The organism is Escherichia sp. MOD1-EC6819 (assembly GCF_002965765.1).
GTDB lineage: Bacteria > Pseudomonadota > Gammaproteobacteria > Enterobacterales > Enterobacteriaceae > Escherichia > Escherichia ruysiae.
In genome coordinates, this window is record NZ_PTRG01000010.1 from 202,799 (window position 1) to 227,388 (window position 24,590).

Below are 24,590 nucleotides of genomic sequence, written 5' to 3' on the forward strand. Positions count from 1 at the left end.
TAATAGCTCACAAACCCTGCTTAAACTGGTAATAACGCCCCTGTCTGGCAAGCAGTTCTGCGTGAGTACCTTGCTCAATAATTTGTCCGTTGTCCATCACAATTATTTGCTGGAAACGAGAGAGACCGCGAAGTCGATGGGTGACCATTAACACCGTTTTCTCACACATCATTTCTGCAAGTAATTCAAGGATCTGGCTTTCAGTTGTGGCATCTAAGCCTTCGGTTGGTTCGTCCAGCAATACCAGTGGCGCATCGTGTAATAGCGCACGGGCGATAGCCAGACGGCGCAGTTCGCCACCGGAGAGTTGGCGTCCACCTTCACCCAGCCAACTGTTGAGTCCTGCGTCTTCAAGCAGCTTCTCCAGACCGACGCGGCGCAAGATCTCCGCCAGAGCCTCATCACTGCTGCCTGGTGCTGCAAGTAACAGATTATCTCGCAGCGTTGCGCTAAACAGATGTACACGCTGTGGCACAACGCTGATGGTCTGGCGCAGAGTCGCTTCATTCAGGCTGGCTATAGAGCTACCGTTAAGCAAAATCTCGCCCTGTTGTGGGTCCCATGCGCGAGTCAGCAGTTGTAACAGTGTTGATTTACCGCATCCCGTTCGACCGAGAATCGCAATATGTTCTCCGGCGTTTGCCTGAAGGGAAATCCCTTTAAGAGCTTGCTGTGATTGCTCAGGATAAGTGAACTGAACATCACGTAACGTCACGGAAACCTGATCGGCAACATGGGTTTGGGTATCAGGGAAGGTGACTTCCGGTTTTTGATCCGTTAAGTCAGTGATCCGTACTGCAGAGGCAATGACTTGCCCCAGATGCTGAAATGCACCTGTCACCGGCGCCAGAGCCTCAAACGCAGCTAACGCACAGAAGACAAACAGGGCAATTAACGCGCCGGGTTGAGGATTGCCACCAACGCCGCCAGACGCCATCCACAGCATCAGGATCACCGCTAACGCGCCAATGAGCAGCATTATCGCTTGCGATAAAGCGGTTAGTTCAGATTGACGGCGTTGCGCTTCCAGCCACTGAATTTCAGTATTCTCTAACTGCGTACGATAACGATCGCTGGCACCAAAAATGGTCAGTTCAGCTTGCCCTTGCAGCCAGGCTGTCAGTTGCTGGCGATACTGCCCGCGAAGATGAGTCAGATTATGCCCTGTGCTTTTACCAGCACGATAAAATAGCGGAGGCATCAGGAACAACGTCAGCAACATAATGCCGCCCAGCGTGAAGGCGAGGGTGAAATCGAGGAAGCTTAACCCAATTGTCACCACCATAATCACCACAAAAGCGCCCACCAGCGGTGAGATAACGCGCAAATAAAGATGATCGAGCGTATCAACATCCGCCACGACGCGGTTGAGCAATTCGCCCTGACGATAGCGCGCCAGCCCGGCAGGGGAGAGCGGCAAAAGTTTACTGAAGGTGTAAATGCGCAGATGCTGCAATACGCGGAAAGTCGCGTCATGACTCACCAGACGTTCAAAATAACGCCCTGCGGTACGGGTGATTGCCGCGCCACGCACCCCTGCGGCGGGGAGCATATAGTTGAAGCTGTACAGTCCTGCAACGCCCGCAACCGCTGAGGCGGAGAGGAACCAGCCGGAAAGCGTCAACAGACCGATACTGGCGAGCAGAGTAATAATCGCCAGCACAATACCAAGGCTTAACATCCATTTATGACGTTTATACAGAGCCAGATAGGGTAGCAAAGCGCGCATTTAAATCTCCTCCTGACGATGAGCCAGCAATGTAGCGAAAGGACCGTTAGCCACGCTTAATTCCGTGTAACGTCCTTGCTCAATAATCTGACCATCCTGCATTACCCATATGGCGTCCCAGTCAGTAAGATCTTCTAACTGGTGGGTGACCATTAACGTAGTCTGGCGCAAAGAGGCGGCATTCAGCGCCTCCATCACTCGCTGTTCACTGTGTGCATCCAGGCTGGCAGCGGGTTCATCCAACAGTAATAGCGAACAGGGATGCAGTAATGCGCGAGCCACCGCCACGCGTTGCGCCTGCCCCACGGAAAGGCGGGCAGCCTGGTCGCCAACAGGCGTATCAACTCCTTGTGGCAGGAGCGGTAGAAACTCACTGACCCAGGCGTTATCCAGTGCTGTTTGTAACTCTTGTTCGCTGGCATCAGGTCGCGCCAGTAGCACATTGTCCCGTAGTGTTGCTGCTGGTAATTGTGGATTTTGCCCAACCCAGGAGAGATGTTTACGCCACGATTCCGGTGATAAATCACGTAATTCTATCCCGTTGACCCGTAGTGATCCCTGATATGAGAGAAAACCGGAAAGCGCATTAAGCAGTGAACTTTTACCTGAACCGCTACGACCAACCAACACCGCACGTTGACCTGCTGGCAAAGTAAAGTTCAGCGGTCCGGCCAGCGTTTTACCTTCCGGCGATGTGATAAACAGATCCTCGGCCTCAATGGTCACCGGATCGGTCGATGTTAATTCCGTCTCACCGCGCTGCGGATGGGCGAGCGGGGTTTCCATAAACGTTTTCAGACTGTCCGCCGCGCCAACAGCCTGGGCTTTAGCATGATAAAACGTACCGAGATCGCGCAATGGCTGGAAAAACTCCGGCGCAAGTATCAGCGCCAGAAAACCCGCAGCCAGCGTCACGCCAGTATCATAGTGACCAAAATCCAGCTCGCCGAGATAGGAAAAACCAAAGTACACCGCCACAAGGGCAATCGACAGCGAGGTAAAGAACTCCAGTATGCCGGAGGATAAAAATGCCAGCCGCAGCACTTCCATTGTCCGTTGACGGAAATCTTCCGAAGCAGAACGAATGCTTTCAATTTCAGCTTCACCACGACCAAAAATACGCAGCGTTTCCATGCCGCGCAGGCGATCGAGGAAATGCCCACTTAAGCGAGCAAGTGCGAGAAAGTTACGTCGGTTTGCATCGGCGGCGCCCATTCCAACTAACGCCATAAACAACGGGATTAACGGCGCAGTGCCCAGCAGAATAAGCGCCGCAGCCCAGTTAGAAGGGAATATTGCTACCACAATCAGCAGCGGCACCGACACTGCCAGCGCCATTTGTGGCAGGTAGCGAGCATAGTAATCATGCATATCGTCAATTTGCTCGAGTACCAGCGTCGCCCAACTCCCCGCTGGTTTGCCCTGAATCCACGCTGGTCCTGCTTGCTGCAAACGGTCGAGAACCTGGCGGCGGATGGCAAAACGGATATGCTGCCCGGCGTGATAACCCACCCGTTCGCGCAACCAGACCACCCATGCGCGCAACACAAAGGTCAGCACCAGTAAAGTAAAGGGCAGAAGCAGGGCTTCGCGGGGGATGTTCTCCATAATCATGTGCTGCAGAATACGCGCCATGAACCAGGCCTGGGCAATGATCAATATGCCACTCACAAAGCCCAACAGACGAGAAATATTCAGCCACCGTTGGGAGATGACGCTTTGCTGTTTTAACCAGCGGGTTAACTCTTTTTGACGGGATTTATTCATTGCACGCTTAGCAGGTGAGTTATCAGAATTTTTTGCAGGGCAATGTTACAACGGAGGAATAATAAAGGCGACCCATAGTCGCATGGTGTCGCCTTCTTTACTTTTGTTACTGATTTGTGAAATTATTTTGCGTCAGCTAAACCGTCGAGGTAGCGTTCAGCATCCAGTGCCGCCATGCAGCCTGTACCGGCGGAAGTAATGGCCTGGCGATAAATATGATCCATCACATCACCTGCGGCAAAGACGCCCGGAATGCTGGTCTGGGTGGCATTACCATGAATACCCGATTGTACTTTGATGTAGCCGTTTTCCAGTTCCAGTTGCCCTTCGAAAATGGCGGTATTCGGGCTATGACCGATAGCAACAAACAGACCGGCAACGTCGAGCGACTCGATGTTATCGCTGTTTTGTGTATCACGAAGACGAACGCCAGTGACACCCATCTGATCGCCGGTCACTTCTTCCAGCGTACGGTTGGTGTGCAGAATGATGTTGCCGTTCTCCACTTTATCCATCAGACGCTTAATCAGAATTTTTTCTGCGCGGAAAGTATCGCGGCGGTGAATCAGGTGTACTTCAGAAGCAATGTTAGAGAGATACAATGCCTCTTCAACAGCGGTATTACCGCCTCCGATAACCGCAACCTTCTGATTACGGTAGAAGAATCCATCGCAGGTCGCACAGGCAGAAACCCCACGTCCTTTAAAGGCTTCTTCAGAGGGCAGGCCGAGATAGCGAGCAGAAGCTCCGGTAGCAATAATCAGCGCATCGCAGGTGTACTCGCCGCTGTCGCCAGACAGACGGAACGGACGATTCTGCAAATCCACTTTGTTGATGTGATCAAAGATGATTTCAGTTTCAAATTTGGTGGCATGTTCATGCATGCGTTCCATTAATAACGGACCGGTCAGATCGTTTGGATCGCCTGGCCAGTTTTCCACTTCCGTGGTGGTGGTCAGTTGGCCGCCTTTTTCCATGCCGGTAATCAGCACGGGTTGCAGGTTGGCGCGCGCCGCGTAGACAGCAGCGGTATAGCCCGCCGGGCCTGAACCCAGGATAAGCAGTTTACTGTGTTTGGTCGTGCCCATGAGATCCCCATAGTTGTTGGCAGACAATGGGCAGGATTGTAGGGAATTTACAGACGTAAAAAAAGAGTATGACGATTTTGTTAACGATTTGTGCAATCGTCAGAAGCGATAAGCATGTCAAATTCTTCTGTCATTATCACGCCTGCTACTTAATTTTTCCGGTTTATAAGCCGATTAAATGATGATTAAACGCGACTGTTAATGAATAACTGGCATGTTGTACTAAAAAACGATGTTTTGCTTTGACAATCACCTGGTGTTTTGCGAAAACATTCGAGGAAGAAAAAAACAGTATTCTTATATGCGCATAATCATGCATGTAAATACCATGTTTACCGTGCTAGTGAAATCTACGCATGGCGTGGACAGACGCCATTCGTGATGTCGATAGCAGCCTCCAGGCAACGGTCTTCTCACCGTAGACCCAGGCATTGCGCGCCGTGAATCTTAATGATTTCGGTCTATCGTGACGGGTAGCGACTCTGAACAGTGATGTTTTCAGGGTCAGACAGGAGTAGGGAAGGAATACAGAGAGACAATAATAATGGTAGATAGCAAGAAGCGCCCTGGCAAAGATCTCGACCGTATCGATCGTAACATTCTTAATGAGTTGCAAAAGGATGGGCGTATTTCTAACGTCGAGCTTTCTAAACGTGTGGGACTTTCCCCAACGCCGTGCCTTGAGCGTGTGCGTCGGCTGGAAAGACAAGGGTTTATCCAGGGCTATACGGCACTGCTGAACCCGCATTATCTGGATGCATCACTTCTGGTATTCGTTGAGATTACTCTGAATCGTGGTGCTCCGGATGTGTTTGAACAATTCAATACCGCTGTACAAAAACTTGAAGAAATTCAGGAGTGTCATTTAGTATCTGGTGATTTCGACTACCTGTTGAAAACACGCGTGCCGGATATGTCAGCTTACCGTAAGCTGCTGGGGGAAACTCTGCTGCGTCTGCCTGGCGTCAATGACACACGGACATACGTTGTTATGGAAGAAGTCAAGCAGAGTAATCGTCTGGTTATTAAGACGCGCTAACACGGAACAGGTGCAAAATCGGCGTATTTTGATTACACTCCTGTTAATCCATACAGCAACAGTACTGGGGTAACCTGGTACTGTTGTCCGTTTTAGCATCGGGCAGGAAAAGCCTGTAACCTGGAGAGCCTTTCTTGAGCCAGGAATACACTGAAGACAAAGAAGTCACATTGACAAAGTTAAGCAGCGGGCGCCGACTTCTGGAGGCGTTGCTGATTCTTATTGTCCTGTTTGCCGTCTGGTTGATGGCAGCTTTATTGAGTTTTAACCCTTCGGATCCTAGCTGGTCGCAAACGGCCTGGCATGAGCCTATCCATAATTTAGGTGGGGCTCCTGGTGCGTGGCTGGCCGATACCCTGTTCTTCATTTTTGGCGTGATGGCTTACACCATCCCCGTCATCATTGTCGGTGGCTGTTGGTTTGCGTGGCGTCATCAGGCCAGCGACGAATACATTGATTATTTTGCCGTTTCGTTACGTATTATTGGCGTGCTGGCGCTCATCCTTACCTCCTGTGGTCTGGCAGCCATTAACGCCGACGATATCTGGTATTTTGCCTCTGGTGGCGTAATCGGTAGTTTATTAAGCACCACGTTGCAGCCTCTGCTACACAGCAGTGGGGGAACTATTGCGCTGCTTTGCGTCTGGGCAGCTGGCCTGACGCTGTTTACCGGTTGGTCCTGGGTGACTATTGCCGAAAAACTGGGCGGCTGGATTTTAAACATTCTCACCTTCGCCAGTAATCGCACCCGTCGCGATGATACCTGGGTCGATGAAGATGAGTATGAAGACGACGAAGAGTACGAAGATGAAAACCACGGCAAACAGCATGAATCGCGCCGTGCTCGTATTCTTCGTGGCGCGCTAGCGCGTCGTAAACGCCTGGCGGAAAAATTCATTAATCCGATGGGGCGGCAAACAGACGCTGCGTTATTCTCCGGCAAGCGGATGGATGATGAAGACGATGTTACCTACACTGCGCGCGGCGTAGCAGCCGATCCTGATGACGTCCTGTTTTCGGGCAATCGTGCAACGCAGCCAGAGTATGACGAATACGATCCTTTATTAAATGGTGCGCCGATTACCGAGCCTGTCGCTGCCGCAGCGGCTGCAACCACGGCGACGCAAAGCTGGGCCGCGCCGGTTGAACCTGTTACTCAGACGCCGCCTGTTGCCTCTGTTGATGTTCCAACTGCGCAACCTACTGTTGCCTGGCAGCCTGTACCGGAGCCGCAAACGGGCGAGCCGGTTATTGCTCCTGCAGCGGAAGGTTACCCACAGCAGCCACAATATTCGCAGCCTGCGGTGCAATATAATGAGCCGCTGCAACAGCCTGTACCGCCACAGCAGTCGTACTATACGCCTGCTGCGGAACAACCGGTTCAGCAACCTTACTACGCCCCTGAACAAGCTGTTCAGCAACCATCTTACGCGCCTGCTGCGGAACAACCTGTTCAACAGCCGTATTATGCCCCTGCACCAGAACAGCCGGTGGCTGGTAACGCCTGGCAAGCCGAAGAGCAGCAATCCGCTTTTGCTCCACAGTCTACATACCAGACTGAGCAAACTTATCAGCAGCCAGCCGTTCAGGAGCCGTTGTACCAACAGCCGCAACCTGTTGAACAGCAGCCTGTCGCGACACCTGAGCCTGTTGTAGAAGAGACAAAGCCTGCGCGTCCGCCGCTTTACTATTTTGAAGAAGTGGAAGAGAAGCGTGCCCGTGAACGTGAACAACTTGCGGCCTGGTATCAACCGATTCCTGAACCGGTTAAAGAACCAGAACCGATCAAATCTTCGCTGAAAGCAACTTCTGTTGCAGCAGTACCTCCAGTAGAAGCCGCTGCCGCTGTTTCACCGCTGGCATCGGGCGTGAAAAAAGCGACCCTGGCGACGGGAGCCGCAGCGACGGTTGCTGCGCCTGTTTTCAGCCTGGCAAATAGCGGTGCGCCGCGTCCGCAAGTGAAAGAGGGCATTGGCCCGCAGTTACCTCGACCGAAGCGTATCCGCGTACCAACACGTCGTGAACTGGCGTCATATGGCATTAAGCTGCCCTCACAGCGTGCAGCGGAAGAGAAGGCTCGTGAAGCCCAGCGCAACCAGTACGATGCTGGCGGGCAGTATAACGATGATGAAATCGATGCGATGCAGCAGGATGAACTGGCTCGTCAGTTCGCCCAGACGCAGCAGCAACGCTATGGCGAGCAATATCAACATGATGTGCCAGTGAACGCGGAAGATGCAGATGCTGCGGCAGAGGCTGAGCTGGCTCGTCAGTTTGCCCAGACTCAGCAGCAGCGTTATTCCGGTGAACAACCGGCTGGGGCGAATCCGTTCTCGCTGGATGATTTCGAATTTTCACCGATGAAAGCGTTAGTGGATGATGGTCCACACGAACCGCTGTTTACGCCAATTGTTGAACCTGTTCAGCAGCCGCAGCAACCGGTAGCGCCACAGCAGCAATATCAGCAGCCGCAGCAACCGGTAGCGCCGCAGCCGCAGTATCAGCAGCCGCAGCAACCGGTAGCGCCACAGTCGCAGGATACCCTGCTTCATCCGCTGTTAATGCGCAATGGCGACAGTCGTCCACTACACAAACCGACGACGCCGCTGCCTTCTCTGGATTTGCTGACGCCGCCGCCGAGCGAAGTGGAACCCGTAGATACCTTTGCGCTTGAGCAAATGGCGCGTCTGGTAGAGGCGCGTCTGGCTGATTTCCGCATTAAAGCCGATGTCGTCAATTATTCTCCGGGGCCAGTTATCACCCGCTTTGAGCTGAATCTGGCACCGGGCGTAAAAGCGGCGCGTATTTCTAATTTATCACGTGACCTCGCTCGTTCGCTATCAACCGTGGCGGTTCGTGTCGTTGAAGTTATTCCGGGTAAACCTTACGTAGGTCTGGAGTTACCCAACAAAAAACGCCAAACCGTTTACCTGCGTGAAGTGCTGGACAATGCTAAGTTCCGCGATAACCCATCGCCATTAACGATAGTGCTGGGTAAAGATATCGCTGGCGATCCGGTCGTTGCCGATCTGGCAAAAATGCCGCATTTGTTGGTTGCGGGCACTACCGGCTCCGGTAAGTCAGTCGGTGTGAACGCCATGATCTTGAGTATGCTCTATAAAGCGCAGCCGGAAGATGTGCGTTTCATCATGATCGACCCGAAAATGCTGGAGCTTTCGGTATATGAAGGTATTCCGCATCTGCTAACGGAAGTCGTGACCGACATGAAAGATGCTGCCAACGCTTTACGCTGGTGCGTCAACGAAATGGAGCGTCGTTATAAACTGATGTCTGCGCTGGGTGTGCGTAACCTGGCGGGTTATAACGAAAAAATTGCTGAAGCTGACCGTATGATGCGCCCAATACCAGATCCGTACTGGAAACCGGGCGACAGTATGGATGCTCAGCATCCGGTGCTGAAAAAAGAGCCTTATATTGTTGTTCTGGTCGATGAATTTGCCGACCTGATGATGACGGTGGGTAAAAAAGTGGAAGAGCTGATTGCACGTCTGGCGCAAAAAGCCCGTGCCGCAGGTATCCACCTCGTACTGGCAACGCAACGTCCATCAGTTGATGTTATTACAGGTCTGATTAAAGCGAATATTCCGACCCGTATCGCCTTTACGGTATCCAGTAAAATTGACTCACGAACCATTCTCGATCAGGCTGGTGCCGAATCGTTACTGGGCATGGGGGATATGCTCTACTCCGGGCCGAACTCCACCATGCCGGTACGTGTTCATGGTGCCTTTGTTCGGGATCAGGAAGTTCATGCCGTGGTGCAGGACTGGAAAGCGCGTGGTCGCCCACAGTATGTTGATGGCATCACCTCCGACAGTGAAAGCGAAGGTGGCGCGGGCGGTTTCGATGGCGCTGAAGAACTGGATCCGTTGTTCGATCAGGCGGTGCAGTTTGTCACTGAAAAACGCAAAGCGTCAATTTCAGGCGTACAGCGTCAGTTCCGCATTGGTTATAACCGTGCGGCGCGTATTATCGAACAGATGGAAGCGCAGGGGATCGTCAGCGAACAGGGGCACAACGGTAATCGTGAAGTGCTGGCCCCACCGCCGTTTGACTAATGGATGTGTAGGCCGGATAAGACGCAATAGCGTCGCATTCGGCACTCTATCAACTGAAAATTCAGTATTTTCTTCTTTCCTCAAGCTGATTATTAGCCTGGAATAGAGTAGAGGGAACTCCCGTTTGGGAGTGACGTAATTTGAGGAACAATGATGAAAAAAATTGCCATCACCTGTGCATTACTCTCAAGTTTAGTGGCGTCCAGTGTTTGGGCTGATGCCGCAAGCGATCTGAAAAGCCGCCTGGATAAAGTCAGCAGCTTCCACGCCAGCTTCACGCAAAAAGTGACTGACGGTAGCGGTGCGGCGGTGCAGGAAGGTCAGGGCGATCTGTGGGTGAAACGTCCTAACTTATTCAACTGGCATATGACTCAACCTGATGAAAGCATCCTGGTTTCTGACGGTAAAACACTGTGGTTTTATAACCCGTTCGTTGAGCAGGCTACGGCAACCTGGCTGAAAGATGCTACTGGTAATACGCCGTTTATGCTGATTGCCCGCAACCAGTCCAGTGACTGGCAGCAGTACAATATCAAACAGAATGGTGATGACTTTATCCTCACGCCGAAATCCAGCAATGGCAACCTGAAGCAGTTCACCATCAACGTGGGGCGTGACGGCACAATCCATCAGTTTAGCGCGGTGGAGCAGGACGATCAGCGCAGCAGTTATCAACTGAAATCCCAGCAAAATGGCGTTGTGGATGCAGCGAAATTTACCTTCACCCCGCCGCAAGGCGTAACGGTAGATGACCAACGTAAGTAGAGGCACCTGAGTGAGCAATCTGTCGCTCGATTTTTCGGATAATACTTTTCAACCTCTGGCCGCGCGTATGCGGCCAGAAAATTTAGCACAGTATATCGGTCAGCAACATTTGCTGGCTGCGGGGAAGCCGTTGCCGCGCGCTATCGAAGCCGGGCACCTGCATTCAATGATCCTCTGGGGGCCGCCGGGTACGGGTAAAACGACCCTTGCTGAAGTGATCGCCCGCTACGCAAACGCTGATGTGGAACGTATTTCTGCCGTTACTTCTGGTGTGAAAGAGATTCGCGAGGCGATCGAGCGCGCGCGACAGAACCGCAACGCCGGACGCCGCACCATTCTGTTTGTTGACGAAGTGCATCGCTTCAACAAGAGCCAGCAGGATGCGTTTCTACCGCATATTGAAGATGGCACCATCACTTTCATTGGCGCGACGACTGAAAACCCCTCGTTTGAGCTTAATTCGGCGCTGCTTTCACGTGCCCGCGTCTATCTGCTGAAATCATTGACGACCGAGGATATTGAGCGAGTACTTACTCAGGCGATGGAAGACAAAACGCGCGGCTATGGCGGGCAGGATATTGTTCTGCCAGATGAAACACGCCGTGCGATTGCTGAACTGGTGAATGGTGACGCGCGTCGGGCGTTAAATACGCTGGAAATGATGGCGGATATGGCCGAAGTCGATGGCAGTGGCAAACGTGTCCTGAAGCCCGAATTACTGACGGAAATCGCCGGTGAGCGTAGCGCCCGCTTCGATAACAAAGGCGATCGCTTTTACGATCTGATTTCCGCACTGCATAAATCTGTGCGTGGCAGCGCACCTGATGCGGCGTTGTACTGGTATGCGCGAATTATTACTGCTGGTGGTGATCCGTTATATGTCGCGCGTCGCTGTCTGGCGATAGCGTCGGAAGACGTCGGCAATGCTGACCCACGTGCGATGCAGGTAGCGATTGCTGCATGGGATTGCTTTACCCGTGTTGGTCCGGCAGAAGGCGAACGCGCCATTGCCCAGGCGGTTGTTTACCTGGCCTGCGCACCGAAAAGCAACGCTGTGTATACGGCGTTTAAAGCCGCGCTGGCCGATGCTCGCGAACGTCCGGATTATGACGTGCCGGTTCATTTGCGTAATGCGCCGACGAAATTAATGAAGGAAATGGGCTACGGGCAGGAATATCGTTACGCTCATGATGAAGCAAACGCTTATGCGGCCGGAGAGGTTTACTTCCCACCGGAAATAGCACAAACACGCTATTATTTCCCGACAAACAGGGGGCTGGAAGGCAAGATTGGCGAAAAGCTCGCCTGGCTGGCTGAACAGGATCAAAATAGCCCCATAAAACGCTACCGTTAATGTTATCGTTGCGGTAATGTTGTTACTGTATCCCTGTGGTCGCAGGCTGTGGCCACATCTCCCATTTAATTCGATAAGCACAGGATAAGCATGCTCGATCCCAATCTGCTGCGTAATGAGCCAGACGCAGTCGCTGAAAAACTGGCACGCCGGGGCTTTAAGCTGGATGTAGATAAGCTGGGCGCTCTTGAAGAGCGTCGTAAAGTATTGCAGGTCAAAACGGAAAACCTGCAAGCGGAGCGTAACTCCCGATCGAAATCCATTGGCCAGGCGAAAGCGCGCGGGGAAGATATCGAGCCTTTACGTCTGGAAGTGAACAAACTGGGCGAAGAGCTGGATGCAGCAAAAGCCGAGCTGGATGCTTTACAGGCTGAAATTCGCGATATCGCGCTGACAATCCCTAACCTGCCTGCAGATGAAGTGCCGGTGGGTAAAGACGAAAATGACAACGTTGAAGTCAGCCGCTGGGGCACCCCGCGTGAGTTTGACTTTGAAGTTCGTGACCACGTGACGCTGGGTGAAATGCACTCTGGCCTCGACTTTGCAGCAGCGGTTAAGCTGACCGGTTCGCGCTTTGTGGTGATGAAAGGGCAGATCGCACGTATGCACCGCGCATTGTCGCAGTTTATGCTGGATCTGCATACCGAGCAGCATGGCTATAGTGAAAACTATGTCCCGTATCTGGTTAACCAGGATACGCTTTACGGTACAGGTCAGTTGCCGAAATTTGCTGGCGACCTGTTCCATACCCGTCCGCTGGAAGAAGAAGCAGACACCAGTAACTACGCGCTGATCCCAACGGCAGAAGTTCCGCTGACCAACCTGGTTCGCGGTGAAATCATTGATGAAGATGACCTGCCGATTAAGATGACCGCCCATACGCCATGCTTCCGTTCTGAAGCCGGTTCTTATGGTCGTGATACCCGTGGTCTGATCCGTATGCACCAGTTCGACAAAGTTGAAATGGTTCAGATCGTGCGCCCGGAAGACTCTATGGCGGCGCTGGAAGAGATGACCGGTCATGCAGAAAAAGTCCTGCAACTGCTGGGTCTGCCGTACCGTAAAATCATCCTTTGCACTGGTGACATGGGCTTTGGCGCGTGCAAAACTTACGACCTGGAAGTATGGATCCCGGCGCAGAACACCTACCGCGAAATTTCTTCCTGCTCTAACGTCTGGGATTTCCAGGCGCGTCGTATGCAGGCACGCTGCCGCAGCAAGTCTGACAAGAAAACCCGTCTGGTTCATACCCTGAACGGTTCCGGGCTGGCTGTTGGTCGCACGCTGGTTGCGGTAATGGAAAACTATCAGCAGGCCGATGGTCGTATTGAAGTACCAGAAGTTTTGCGTCCATATATGAACGGACTGGAATATATTGGCTAATACCCAATTTTTCTGAATCTAAAAAGCGCCTGTGGGCGCTTTTTTTGTCTCCCTTTGATACCAAACAATAATTACTCGTTACTTAAGCGCAATACTACTTACGAGTGAAAATCTACCTATCCTGTTGATTTTCAAATCATTCGATGTATACAAACCTATATAGCGCCAGCTATAAAAATAATTACACAATACGGTTTGTTACTGGAATTAATCGTGAGCAAGCTTGAGTGAGCCATTATGAAAACGAAAATCCCTGATGCGGTATTGGCTGCTGAGGTGAGTCGCCGTGGTTTGGTTAAAACGACAGCGATCGGTGGCCTGGCGATGGCCAGCAGTGCATTAACATTACCTTTTAGTCGAATAGCGCACGCTGTCGATAACGCCATTGCGGCAAATTCTGACGAGAAGGTTATCTGGAGCGCCTGTACAGTTAACTGCGGTAGCCGCTGCCCACTGCGAATGCATGTTGTGGACGGTGAAATCAAATACGTCGAAACAGATAATACCGGTGATGACAATTACGACGGCCTGCATCAGGTACGCGCCTGTTTGCGTGGACGTTCCATGCGTCGCCGCGTTTATAACCCAGACCGCCTGAAATATCCGATGAAACGCGTCGGGGCGCGCGGTGAAGGCAAATTCGAGCGTATTAGCTGGGAAGAAGCCTACGACATTATCGCGACCAATATGCAGCGCCTGATTAAAGAGTACGGTAATGAATCCATCTATCTGAACTATGGTACAGGTACGCTGGGCGGCACCATGACCCGTTCCTGGCCACCGGGAAATACCCTGGTCGCACGCCTGATGAACTGCTGCGGCGGTTATCTGAACCATTATGGTGATTATTCCTCCGCGCAAATTGCAGAAGGTCTGAACTATACCTATGGCGGCTGGGCGGATGGTAACAGCCCGTCAGATATCGAAAACAGTAAGCTGGTGGTGCTGTTTGGTAATAACCCGGGCGAAACGCGAATGAGCGGCGGCGGGGTAACTTATTACCTTGAACAGGCACGTCAGAAATCAAATGCTCGCATGATCATCATCGATCCGCGCTATACCGACACCGGTGCCGGCCGTGAAGATGAGTGGATCCCAATTCGTCCGGGAACAGATGCCGCACTGGTTAACGGTCTGGCGTACGTCATGATCACCGAAAATCTGGTTGATCAGGAATTCCTCGATAAATATTGCGTTGGCTACGACGAGAAAACCCTGCCAGCCAGTGCGCCGAAAAATGGCCACTACAAAGCCTATATTCTGGGTGAAGGGGCAGACGGCGTTGCCAAAACGCCGGAATGGGCATCGCAAATCACCGGTGTTCCGGCAGATAAAATCATCAAACTGGCTCGTGAAATCGGCAGTACCAAACCGGCGTTTATCAGCCAGGGGTGGGGGCCGCAGCGTCACGCTAATGGTGAAATCGCAACCCGTGCTATCTCGATGCTGGCGATTCTGACCGGTAACGTTGGTATCAATGGAGGGAACAGCGGCGCGCGTGAAGGTTCATACAGCTTACCGTTTGTCCGTATGCCGACTCTCGAAAATCCGATCCAGACCAGCATATCCATGTTTATGTGGACCGATGCCATTGAACGAGGCCCGGAAATGACGGCGCTGCGTGATGGGGTTCGCGGGAAAGATAAGCTGGATGTGCCGATCAAGATGATCTGGAACTATGCCGGTAACTGCCTGATTAACCAGCATTCAGAAATTAACCGCACCCATGAAATCCTTCAGGATGATAAGAAGTGCGAGCTGATTGTGGTTATCGACTGCCACATGACATCATCCGCGAAATACGCTGATATCCTGCTGCCGGACTGCACCGCTTCCGAACAGATGGACTTTGCGCTGGATGCATCCTGCGGGAATATGTCTTATGTGATTTTCAACGACCAGGTGATTAAACCGCGCTTTGAATGTAAGACCATCTATGAGATGACCAGCGAACTGGCAAAACGTCTTGGCGTTGAGCAACAGTTTACTGAAGGTCGTACTCAGGAAGAGTGGATGCGCCATCTGTATGCCCAGTCGCGGGAAGCGATTCCTGAACTGCCTACTTTTGAAGAGTTCCGCCAGCAGGGGATCTTTAAAAAGCGCGACCCACAAGGGCATCACGTTGCTTATAAAGCCTTCCGTGAAGATCCGCAGGCTAATCCACTGACCACGCCATCAGGCAAAATTGAGATCTATTCGCAGGCGCTGGCTGACATTGCCGCTACCTGGGAATTGCCAGAAGGCGACGTGATCGATCCACTGCCGATCTACACGCCGGGCTTTGAAAGTTATCAGGATCCGCTGAACAAACAGTATCCGCTGCAGCTTACGGGTTTCCACTATAAATCTCGCGTTCACTCCACCTACGGCAACGTAGACGTGCTGAAAGCGGCTTGCCGTCAGGAGATGTGGATCAACCCGCTTGATGCGCAAAAACGCGGTATCAACAACGGCGATAAAGTCAGGATCTTTAACGATCGTGGTGAGGTTCATATTGAGGCGAAAGTGACGCCACGAATGATGCCGGGCGTGGTCGCACTGGGTGAAGGTGCCTGGTATGACCCGGATGCAAAACGTGTCGATAAGGGCGGTTGTATCAACGTACTGACCACTCAACGTCCGTCTCCTCTCGCCAAGGGGAATCCGTCGCATACAAACCTTGTTCAGGTTGAAAAGGTGTAAGGAGTAACCGATGACAACCCAGTATGGATTTTTTATTGATTCCAGCCGTTGCACCGGTTGCAAAACCTGCGAACTGGCTTGTAAAGACTACAAAGATTTGACGCCTGAAGTCAGCTTCCGCCGCATTTATGAATATGCTGGTGGCGACTGGCAGGAGGATAACGGTGTCTGGCATCAGAACGTATTTGCCTACTATCTCTCGATTTCATGCAATCACTGCGAAGATCCGGCGTGTACCAAAGTCTGCCCGAGCGGTGCGATGCATAAACGTGAAGATGGTTTTGTCGTTGTTGATGAAGATGTGTGCATCGGCTGTCGTTACTGCCATATGGCTTGCCCGTATGGCGCACCGCAGTATAACGAAACCAAAGGGCATATGACCAAATGCGATGGTTGCTATGACCGTGTCGCGGAAGGTAAAAAGCCGATCTGCGTTGAATCTTGTCCGCTGCGGGCGCTGGATTTTGGCCCTATCGACGAGCTGCGTAAAAAACATGGTGATCTGGCGGCTGTTGCGCCATTGCCGCGAGCGCACTTTACCAAACCGAATATTGTGATCAAACCTAACGCCAACAGCCGCCCAACCGGGGATACCACTGGCTATCTGGCAAATCCGAAGGAGGTGTGAGATGGGAAGTGGATGGCATGAATGGCCGTTGATGATCTTCACGGTCTTCGGGCAGTGCGTCGTGGGCGGTTTTATCGTTCTGGCATTTGCCTTGTTGAAAGGCGAACTTAGGGCTGATACCCAACAGCGGGTGATTACCTGTATGTTTGGCTTGTGGGTACTGATGGGCATTGGCTTTATCGCCTCAATGCTTCACCTTGGCTCACCTATGCGCGCCTTTAACTCACTCAACCGGGTTGGCTCTTCGGCATTGAGTAATGAAATCGCCAGTGGTTCGATCTTTTTTGCCGTAGGTGGCATCGGCTGGTTGTTGGCAGTGCTGAAAAAACTGTCACCGGCATTACGCACGCTGTGGCTGGTGGTGACGATGATTCTCGGCGTGGTGTTTGTCTGGATGATGGTGCGAGTTTATAACAGCATCGATACCGTACCGACCTGGTACAGCATCTGGACACCGATGGGCTTCTTCCTGACTATGTTTATGGGAGGCCCGCTGCTGGGATATTTGTTACTGCGTCTGGCGGGGGTTAATGGTTGGGTGATGCGTTTACTTCCGGCCATTTCAGTGCTGGCGCTGGTGGTGAGCGGCGTAATGTCTGTGATGCAGGGGGCTGAACTCGCTACGATTCACTCTTCTGTACAACAGGCAGCGGCGTTGGTGCCGGATTATGGTGCGCTGATGGCCTGGCGGATTGTGCTTATCGCCGTGGCACTGTGCTTGTGGATTGTACCTCAGTTAAAAGGTTCTCAGCCTGCGGTATCGCTGCTTTCCGTGTCATTCATCCTGCTTTTGGCTGGTGAATTAATCGGGCGTGGCGTGTTCTACGGGTTGCATATGACTGTGGGGATGGCCGTTGCCAGCTAAGATGTTTATAACCGGGGTCTCGGCCCCGGTTTTCTTTTATTTCTGTTTCGTTAAGGTGTCATAACTGGTCATCAAATTACGATAATCAGGAATGTGGTTAGAGAACAGCGTCGCCAGACCTTCGATATCGTTGCGCCAGTCACGGTGCAGTTCGCAGGCGACACCAAACCACGTCATCAATTGTGCCCCTGCTTGTGACATACGATCCCATGCCGAATGCCGGGTAATTTCGTTAAAGGTTCCTGACGCGTCAGTCACCACAAAGACATCGAAACCTTCTTCAATCGCCGAAAGCGCCGGGAATGCTACGCAAACTTCGGTGACCACTCCGGCGATAATCAACTGCTTTTTACCTGTCGCCTTGACCGCTTTAACAAAATCTTCGTTATCCCAGGCGTTAATATTTCCCGGACGGGCAATATACGGTGCATCCGGGAACTGTGCTTTCAGTTCAGGGACTAATGGGCCGTTAGGACCGGTTTCAAAACTGGTAGTAAGAATGGTGGGTAGATTGAAATATTTGGCTAAGTCACCCAGCGCCAGCACGTTATTTTTAAATTTGTCAGGTTCAATATCCCGCACGAGGGAAAGTAAACCGGCCTGGTGATCAACTAACAAAACAGCAGCATCATTTTTATCGAGACGAACATACGGTTTGGTCATTCTCTTCTCCTTTCGAGAGTCAGTGGTACGCCTGAAATCGTTCAGACGCGATGCGTTGCCCTGAAAGCATAGACGGGAAATTCAGGTTTGCAGTGACCATGAAATTTTTCGACTGAACTAAACATATGAACGTTATGTTAGATCAATAAAAACAATTAGATGAGACTGATTATCTTTTCGTTATTAGTGTTATGAATGAGTAATATAAATCGATAACACAGCCGCTGCGTTATGTACGTATTTTCACCCATTGACAATGTTTTTGGCGGTGGCATGATGCGCATGAAATTTGAACTTCCTCACGGTTTTCATTCATGTCCACGTATACCCGGCCTGTCATGCTTTTGCTGTCTGGCCTACTTTTGTTGACTCTGGCGATCGCGGTGTTAAATACACTCGTGCCGCTATGGCTCGCCCAGGTACACTTGCCCACATGGCAGGTCGGCGTCGTCAGTTCGTCTTATTTTACCGGCAACCTGGTTGGTACTTTACTGACAGGGTATGTCATTAAACGCTTTGGGTTTAATCGCAGCTATTACCTTGCTTCCTTTATTTTTGCTGCGGGTTGTGCCGGGCTTGGCTTGATGATTGGTTTCTGGAGCTGGTTAGCCTGGCGTTTCGTCGCAGGCGTTGGTTGCGCCATGATTTGGGTGGTGGTAGAAAGCGCGCTGATGTGCAGCGGTACGTCACGTAACCGTGGGCGGTTACTTGCCGCCTATATGATGGTTTATTATGTGGGGACGTTTTTAGGCCAGTTACTGCTCAGTAAAGTTTCAACCGAGTTGATGAGCGTATTGCCGTGGGCTACAGGGTTGACCCTGGCAGGGATCTTGCCGCTGCTGTTTACTCGTATCGTGAATCAGCAGGCTGAGAACCATGCTTCGACGCCAATTACGTCAATGCTAAAACTTCGTCAGGCGCGGCTTGGCGTGAACGGCTGTATTATCTCGGGAATCGTTCTGGGTTCTTTGTATGGCCTGATGCCGCTGTACCTCAATCATAAAGGGATTAGCAACGCCAGCATTGGCTTCTGGATGGCGGTTCTGGTTAGTGCTGGTATCCTTGGGCAATGGCCAATTGGTCGTCTGGCAGATAAATTTGGTCGCCTGCTGGTACTGCGCGTTCAGGTATTTGTTGTCATTCTCGGTAGTATTGCGATGTTAAGTCAGGCGGCAATGGCTCCTGCGTTGTTCATCCTCGGTGCAGCCGGTTTTACGCTCTATCCGGTGGCGATGGCCTGGGCTTGCGAGAAAGTTGAACATCATCAGCTGGTGGCAATGAATCAGGCGTTATTGTTAAGTTATACCGTCGGTAGTCTGCTTGGCCCGTCTTTTACTGCCATGTTAATGCAGAATTTCTCTGATAATCTGCTGTTTATCATGATCGCCAGTGTGTCGTTTATTTATTTACTCATGCTGCTTCGCAACGCCGGTCATACACCAAAACCCGTTGCTCACGTGTAAATGAATGAGTGCAGAGTGTGAACTGGCTGTTTCGCACTCTGTTTTTTGTTTCCTCTGTACAACTATCTTTTAGCAAATTTTATTCGTAAAAAAATAAAGTGTGCAGCAGGTTATAATTTTGCATTCCGCTATTTCCGCACGTCTTGTTTGCCGCGCATAATTCCTCGTTTTCTAAATATCCATTAAATATTGGCGAAGGATCGAACTATGGCTGGGAACGTTCAGGAAAAACAGTTGCGATGGTACAACATTGCTTTGATGTCATTTATTACCGTTTGGGGCTTTGGCAACGTTGTAAATAACTATGCCAACCAGGGACTGGTGGTTGTTTTTTCATGGGTATTTATTTTTGCGCTCTATTTCACACCTTATGCCCTGATTGTCGGCCAGTTAGGTTCGACCTTTAAAGACGGGAGAGGGGGCGTTAGTACCTGGATTAAACATACCATGGGGCCAGGGCTGGCTTACCTTGCAGCATGGACCTACTGGGTGGTGCATATTCCTTATTTGGCACAAAAACCACAGGCAATACTGATCGCGCTCGGTTGGGCGATGAAAGGCGATGGTTCGTTAATCAAAGAATATTCGGTCGTAGCGTTACAGGGGTTAACGCTGGTGCTGTTTATCTTCTTTATGTGGGTTGCCTCCCGAGGCATGAAGTCACTGAAAATTGTTGGTTCAGTGGCAGGGATTGCGATGTTTGTCATGTCGCTCCTCTATGTGGCGATGGCGGTAACCGCGCCTGCGATTACTGAAGTGCATATTGCGACTACTAATATTACCTGGGAAACATTCATACCACATATCGATTTCACCTACATTACCACCATTTCAATGCTGGTTTTTGCGGTTGGTGGTGCTGAGAAGATTTCTCCTTACGTTAACCAAACACGCAACCCAGGAAAAGAATTTCCAAAAGGGATGTTGTGTCTGGCGGGCATGGTAGCAGTATGTGCGATTCTCGGCTCACTGGCGATGGGGATGATGTTTGACTCGCGCAATATTCCCGATGATTTGATGACTAACGGTCAGTATTACGCCTTCCAGAAGCTGGGGGAGTATTACAATATGGGTAATACCTTAATGGTGATTTATGCCATTGCGAACACTCTGGGGCAAGTTGCCGCACTGGTATTTTCGATTGATGCACCGCTTAAAGTGTTATTAGGCGATGCTGACAGCAAATATATTCCTGCCAGTTTATGTCGTACCAACGCTTCTGGTACGCCGGTTAATGGTTATTTTCTGACTCTGGTGCTGGTGGCGATCCTGATTATGCTACCGACTCTCGGCATCGGTGATATGAACAATCTCTATAAATGGCTGTTGAATCTTAACTCGGTAGTGATGCCGCTGCGTTATTTGTGGGTATTTGTTGCGTTTATTGCTGTCGTTCGCCTGGCGCAGAAATATAAACCAGAGTATGTCTTTATTCGTAATAAGCCGATGGCAATGACCGTCGGGATATGGTGTTTTGCCTTTACCGCTTTTGCCTGCCTGACAGGAATTTTCCCTAAAATGGAAGCCTTCACTGCAGAGTGGACATTCCAATTGGCACTGAACATTACTACGCCATTTGTCCTCGTTGGACTGGGGCTAATATTCCCGCTGCTTGCACGTAAAGCGAATACAAAATAGTCATCATGCCCCGGTTCGCCGGGGCTGTGATATCAAATAGACTAAAATTAGATCAGGCCTGATAAGGCAAAAGTTAAGTTTTTCTTAAGAGATGAAAGAAAATCAACGCTACCGTGATAATACGAATTTTAGTTATCGGAGACCATTATTTTTAGATATGGTGATAGTTTTAATTATTGGTTATTTTGCAAGTTATTATTTTGGGCTCTGGAGTAAACTCTTGCGCATAGTAATAACATGATTTTTACGGCTAAATTTTCAACAAAGATTGGTAATGTAAACTCGGATTTTTTGATCTGCATCAATGAATTCGCACGTTGCTAATTATGGTTAAATTTGCTGAGAATGATTGCGGTTATTGTTTGGATATGCAGATGGTATATTGATTTATCGGTGTAATATTCTGACAAAATGAAATTTTATAGTGTTTTAATCTGACAAAAATCATCTCCCGACAGAATCCGCTCATACCTGGTGTAGTTCACAGTCTTTTTTTTATAAATAAAATAGTGCTCTAATGTTGCATCTATTGTTTTATCAAACGCGTATTCCTGAAAATATTTATCTGTTAGGGTGATGGACAAATTACAGTCACTGGCAGTGAAATTTTGATGCCCACTTTCTGACTGAACCTTACCTTAAGGTTATTAATTAATATATTTTTGGCTCAGAGAGCTGTATTACACATGTCTCAAAAAAGATAAATAAACAGAAAGGATTACTCACAATAGATACTAATAACACTTTTGGATAGTTATAGAGTAGAAGCCACGACTCAGCAGGATGTAGTAGCTGTGTTGTTATAAGTTAATTTTTTCATGGCTAAATTATTTCGTTGAAAAATTAACGAAAGGCGGTAGCGTGGGTGAAAGATACAAAATGAGTGTTACATATAACAATATTACCTTGGTTAAAATAGAATGAATGATAATCACTTGTGGAAATTAAGAAAAAATTAATCTTCTCATCATGACATATTTGTTATATGGAATAGTGAAATTAATAAAATCATAAAGAGGAGGGCAACATCGTCTAATATACAGAACGTTATACGATATGATATGAAGCTATTAATAACATTTTAGTCAGAATACCAGTATGTATAGCATTACCGAAAAATTAAACTCAAGATTTAACACTGCGGTTATATTAGCTGTTACTGTCTATATTGTCTTGTCATTTATTACCGCAATTGATTTCCATAAAAAAATAGCAGAAAACTCTGCACAGATTAACCTTATACTCATCAATAACAATTTGAATAATTTTTTTTCTAAAGTTGAAAAAGAGGCTGATGCATTAAAAGATGCAATCTATCTGTTACATGATGAAGATGAAATAAAGCGAGCAGTCCTTCATCGCATGAAAAAAATAGACGCGGTTAATTTAGTAGGGATAATGCTCAATAATGGAAAATATCTTAGCTTTATTCGAACTGAGAATGGGGAGGTAAAATTTCTGGGGCAATCAGAACCCGGTAAACCTTTTATTGGTGACGATGGTGATATCAGCGATAACTACTTTAATCCGGAATCACGACCATGGAATAAATTACCGAGGGGGACTTATTCAAAATGGTCACCATGGTATAATTGTTATGGTATTGCCGGAAAAAAATGTTTTTCGTTTTCACTACGACCATCCGAAGAAGAAAAAAAATCATTTGCTTTGAAACTAATACATCTGGATCTTGATGAAAAATATTTCAGTAATTTTTTAAATAAACTGGCTGGTGATTCTGATATTTTATTCATGGAACAAAACAAAAGGATTATGGTGGGTAATGAAAAATCAATGTTACATCTTATTGTCCGTGATTTATCGGGAAGTTATAACATAAGCAATAATAGTGGCAACTATACAGATAATGTTATCTCACTCCCCAGGCTTCCTGATGTCAGATTCCATTATTTCCACTATCAAAAATCAGAAGATACAAACATCAATAAATATTTTACACTGATGTTTTTATGTGGCTTGGTTTGTTTCTGTTTATTATGGTATATCGTTGAAAAAATAACAATAAAAATCAAAGGTGAATCCAGCAAACTGATAGAACATCTGAAAAAATTAGCTAATTCAGTATATCGCAACGACACAATTGATATTGTGCAAAATGACAGTGGTGAGATTGTTGAACTCAAAAAAATCATTAATAATATCAGCAGTAAATACAAGGAGCGTATGGACCGATTACTTAATCTTGTGTCCTATGAACAAGGAAGTTGCTTTTATATTAATAAGGCTATTATTGAAACTAATAATAAAACCTATTTGGCAATTGGTATGCTTTGCATCTATGGATTAGAGTTTGTTGAAGCGGTATATGGAAGTCAGAAATTTCATGAAATTTTTAATGATATAAAATCTAAGATATCACAAAAATATTCAAAATATTGTGATATCGTAAAAATCTCAACTGAAACATACTTGTTGCTATGTCACACTGATTGCGAAGAGTTCATCGAAAAATTATCGGTTTTAAACTTTCCTGAACATATATTTTGCATAAGAAATATATATATCCACAAGATTGCCATTTGCGAAAATTTTTCAGGGGAAAATGTATCGATTTATGAAAGGAAACTGAAACTGGCATTAACAGCTATGCGGGAAAATAAAGAATCTGAATTTATTTTTTATGATGACATCAAAGTCCATGAACTTGATCAAAAGATCTGGGTGGCAGGAAATATAAAAAAAGCGATTGCGAGTAATGAGCTTTATTTAGTATATCAACCGATTGTTGATATGGATAATAATAGGGTTGTAGGCGCGGAGGCGTTATGTCGCTGGTTGTCCTGCGAAAATGGGGTAATACCGCCATCAATTTTTGTACCTGTTGCTGAAGAAATAGGATTAATTAAAGAACTGGGTGATTTTGTTCTCGAAACAGCTATTAGCGAATTTGGGGTGTTTAGTTGTGAATATGAGGTTGCTAACGATTTTCTCCTGCATATCAATGTTTCTCCCTGGCAATTAAATGAATTTGACTTCCACACTCGTGTTCTTACTTTAATTAATGCATTTGGTGTAAATGCTGAACAAATCTGCCTGGAGATCACCGAATCAGCAGTAAAAGATATAAATGATAGCTTTTACAATAATATAAATATTTTAAAAGAAAATGGTATCAAGATTTCCCTTGATGATTTCGGAAGTGGATTAGCTGACCTGAAAAAACTTTATAAAGTGAGACCTGATAGCATTAAAATTGATTCAGAGTTTACCTCTGGTATTTTCGATGAAACTAACAAGATTGTATATTTTATATCCAGTCTTGCTCGTGAAGAAAATATGCCGGTAATAGCTGAAGGTGTTGAAACTGAAAATCAGGCTAGAGAGTTGCAAAAATTAGGATTTTCTCATGTTCAGGGATACTTATACCAGAAACCGTTACCGTTTTCAGAATGGCATATAGACAACAAACCGAAAAAAAGAAAATAA

At 48.6% G+C, this 24,590-nt stretch carries 15 protein-coding genes; 11 read left to right on the plus strand and 4 right to left on the minus strand.

Annotation, left to right across the window (positions count from 1 at the left end):
- Positions 1 to 7: 7 nt before the first annotated feature.
- The 3 genes from cydC to trxB form a co-directional block, all read right to left on the minus strand.
- Positions 8 to 1,729 carry a heme ABC transporter ATP-binding protein/permease CydC gene (gene cydC / locus A7Z06_RS16180; RefSeq protein WP_001202148.1) on the minus strand — a complete coding sequence of 574 codons (1,722 nt, stop codon included), beginning with the start codon at positions 1,727 to 1,729 and terminating at the stop codon, positions 8 to 10.
- Positions 1,730 to 3,496, minus strand: a complete 1,767-nt coding sequence (gene cydD / locus A7Z06_RS16185) for a heme ABC transporter permease/ATP-binding protein CydD (protein WP_001043609.1) — start codon at positions 3,494 to 3,496, stop codon at positions 1,730 to 1,732.
- Positions 3,497 to 3,618: 122 nt separating this feature from the next.
- Positions 3,619 to 4,584 (minus strand): thioredoxin-disulfide reductase, encoded by a 966-nt coding sequence (trxB, locus tag A7Z06_RS16190; RefSeq protein WP_000537426.1) that lies wholly within the window; start codon positions 4,582 to 4,584, stop codon positions 3,619 to 3,621.
- A gap of 544 nt (positions 4,585 to 5,128) precedes the next feature.
- Between trxB and lrp the strand changes: the two genes are divergently transcribed.
- The 8 genes from lrp (at position 5,129) to A7Z06_RS16235 (ending at position 17,379) form a co-directional block, all read left to right on the plus strand.
- Positions 5,129 to 5,623, plus strand: a complete 495-nt coding sequence (gene lrp / locus A7Z06_RS16200; RefSeq protein ID WP_000228473.1) for a leucine-responsive transcriptional regulator Lrp — start codon at positions 5,129 to 5,131, stop codon at positions 5,621 to 5,623.
- Between the two features lie 134 nt (positions 5,624 to 5,757).
- Complete coding sequence (ftsK, locus tag A7Z06_RS16205; RefSeq protein WP_105279493.1) at positions 5,758 to 9,702, plus strand: DNA translocase FtsK; 3,945 nt, start codon at positions 5,758 to 5,760, stop codon at positions 9,700 to 9,702.
- Positions 9,703 to 9,855: 153 nt separating this feature from the next.
- Positions 9,856 to 10,467 (plus strand): outer membrane lipoprotein chaperone LolA, encoded by a 612-nt coding sequence (gene lolA, locus A7Z06_RS16210; RefSeq protein WP_105279494.1) that lies wholly within the window; start codon positions 9,856 to 9,858, stop codon positions 10,465 to 10,467.
- Positions 10,468 to 10,477: 10 nt separating this feature from the next.
- Positions 10,478 to 11,821: a replication-associated recombination protein RarA gene (rarA, locus tag A7Z06_RS16215; protein WP_000067773.1), complete on the plus strand. Its 1,344-nt coding sequence runs from the start codon at positions 10,478 to 10,480 to the stop codon at positions 11,819 to 11,821.
- A 90-nt stretch (positions 11,822 to 11,911) separates the two neighbouring features.
- Positions 11,912 to 13,204 (plus strand): serine--tRNA ligase, encoded by a 1,293-nt coding sequence (serS, locus tag A7Z06_RS16220; RefSeq protein WP_000886683.1) that lies wholly within the window; start codon positions 11,912 to 11,914, stop codon positions 13,202 to 13,204.
- Between the two features lie 237 nt (positions 13,205 to 13,441).
- Positions 13,442 to 15,886, plus strand: a complete 2,445-nt coding sequence (gene dmsA / locus A7Z06_RS16225; RefSeq protein WP_000850274.1) for a dimethylsulfoxide reductase subunit A — start codon at positions 13,442 to 13,444, stop codon at positions 15,884 to 15,886.
- Between the two features lie 10 nt (positions 15,887 to 15,896).
- Positions 15,897 to 16,514 carry a dimethylsulfoxide reductase iron-sulfur subunit DmsB gene (gene dmsB / locus A7Z06_RS16230; protein WP_000213098.1) on the plus strand — a complete coding sequence of 206 codons (618 nt, stop codon included), beginning with the start codon at positions 15,897 to 15,899 and terminating at the stop codon, positions 16,512 to 16,514.
- Position 16,515: 1 nt separating this feature from the next.
- Positions 16,516 to 17,379: a dimethyl sulfoxide reductase anchor subunit family protein gene (locus A7Z06_RS16235; RefSeq protein WP_000534710.1), complete on the plus strand. Its 864-nt coding sequence runs from the start codon at positions 16,516 to 16,518 to the stop codon at positions 17,377 to 17,379.
- A 36-nt stretch (positions 17,380 to 17,415) separates the two neighbouring features.
- On the opposite strand, the gene ycaC is transcribed toward A7Z06_RS16235, so the two are convergent.
- The gene (gene ycaC / locus A7Z06_RS16240) at positions 17,416 to 18,042 is read right to left on the minus strand and encodes an isochorismate family cysteine hydrolase YcaC (protein WP_000165876.1); all 627 of its coding nucleotides are present in this window, start codon (positions 18,040 to 18,042) and stop codon (positions 17,416 to 17,418) included.
- A gap of 314 nt (positions 18,043 to 18,356) precedes the next feature.
- Here ycaC and A7Z06_RS16245 point away from each other — a divergent pair, with 314 nt between their 5' ends.
- From A7Z06_RS16245 to A7Z06_RS16255, 3 genes are all read left to right on the plus strand, one after another.
- Complete coding sequence (locus tag A7Z06_RS16245; RefSeq protein ID WP_000109306.1) at positions 18,357 to 19,505, plus strand: MFS transporter; 1,149 nt, start codon at positions 18,357 to 18,359, stop codon at positions 19,503 to 19,505.
- A gap of 207 nt (positions 19,506 to 19,712) precedes the next feature.
- On the plus strand, positions 19,713 to 21,143 hold the full coding sequence (locus A7Z06_RS16250; RefSeq protein WP_000918532.1) for an APC family permease: 1,431 nt from the start codon (positions 19,713 to 19,715) through the stop codon (positions 21,141 to 21,143).
- Positions 21,144 to 22,241: 1,098 nt separating this feature from the next.
- A complete protein-coding gene (locus A7Z06_RS16255; protein WP_000286958.1) occupies positions 22,242 to 24,590 on the plus strand; it encodes a sensor domain-containing phosphodiesterase in 2,349 nt (782 codons plus the stop codon).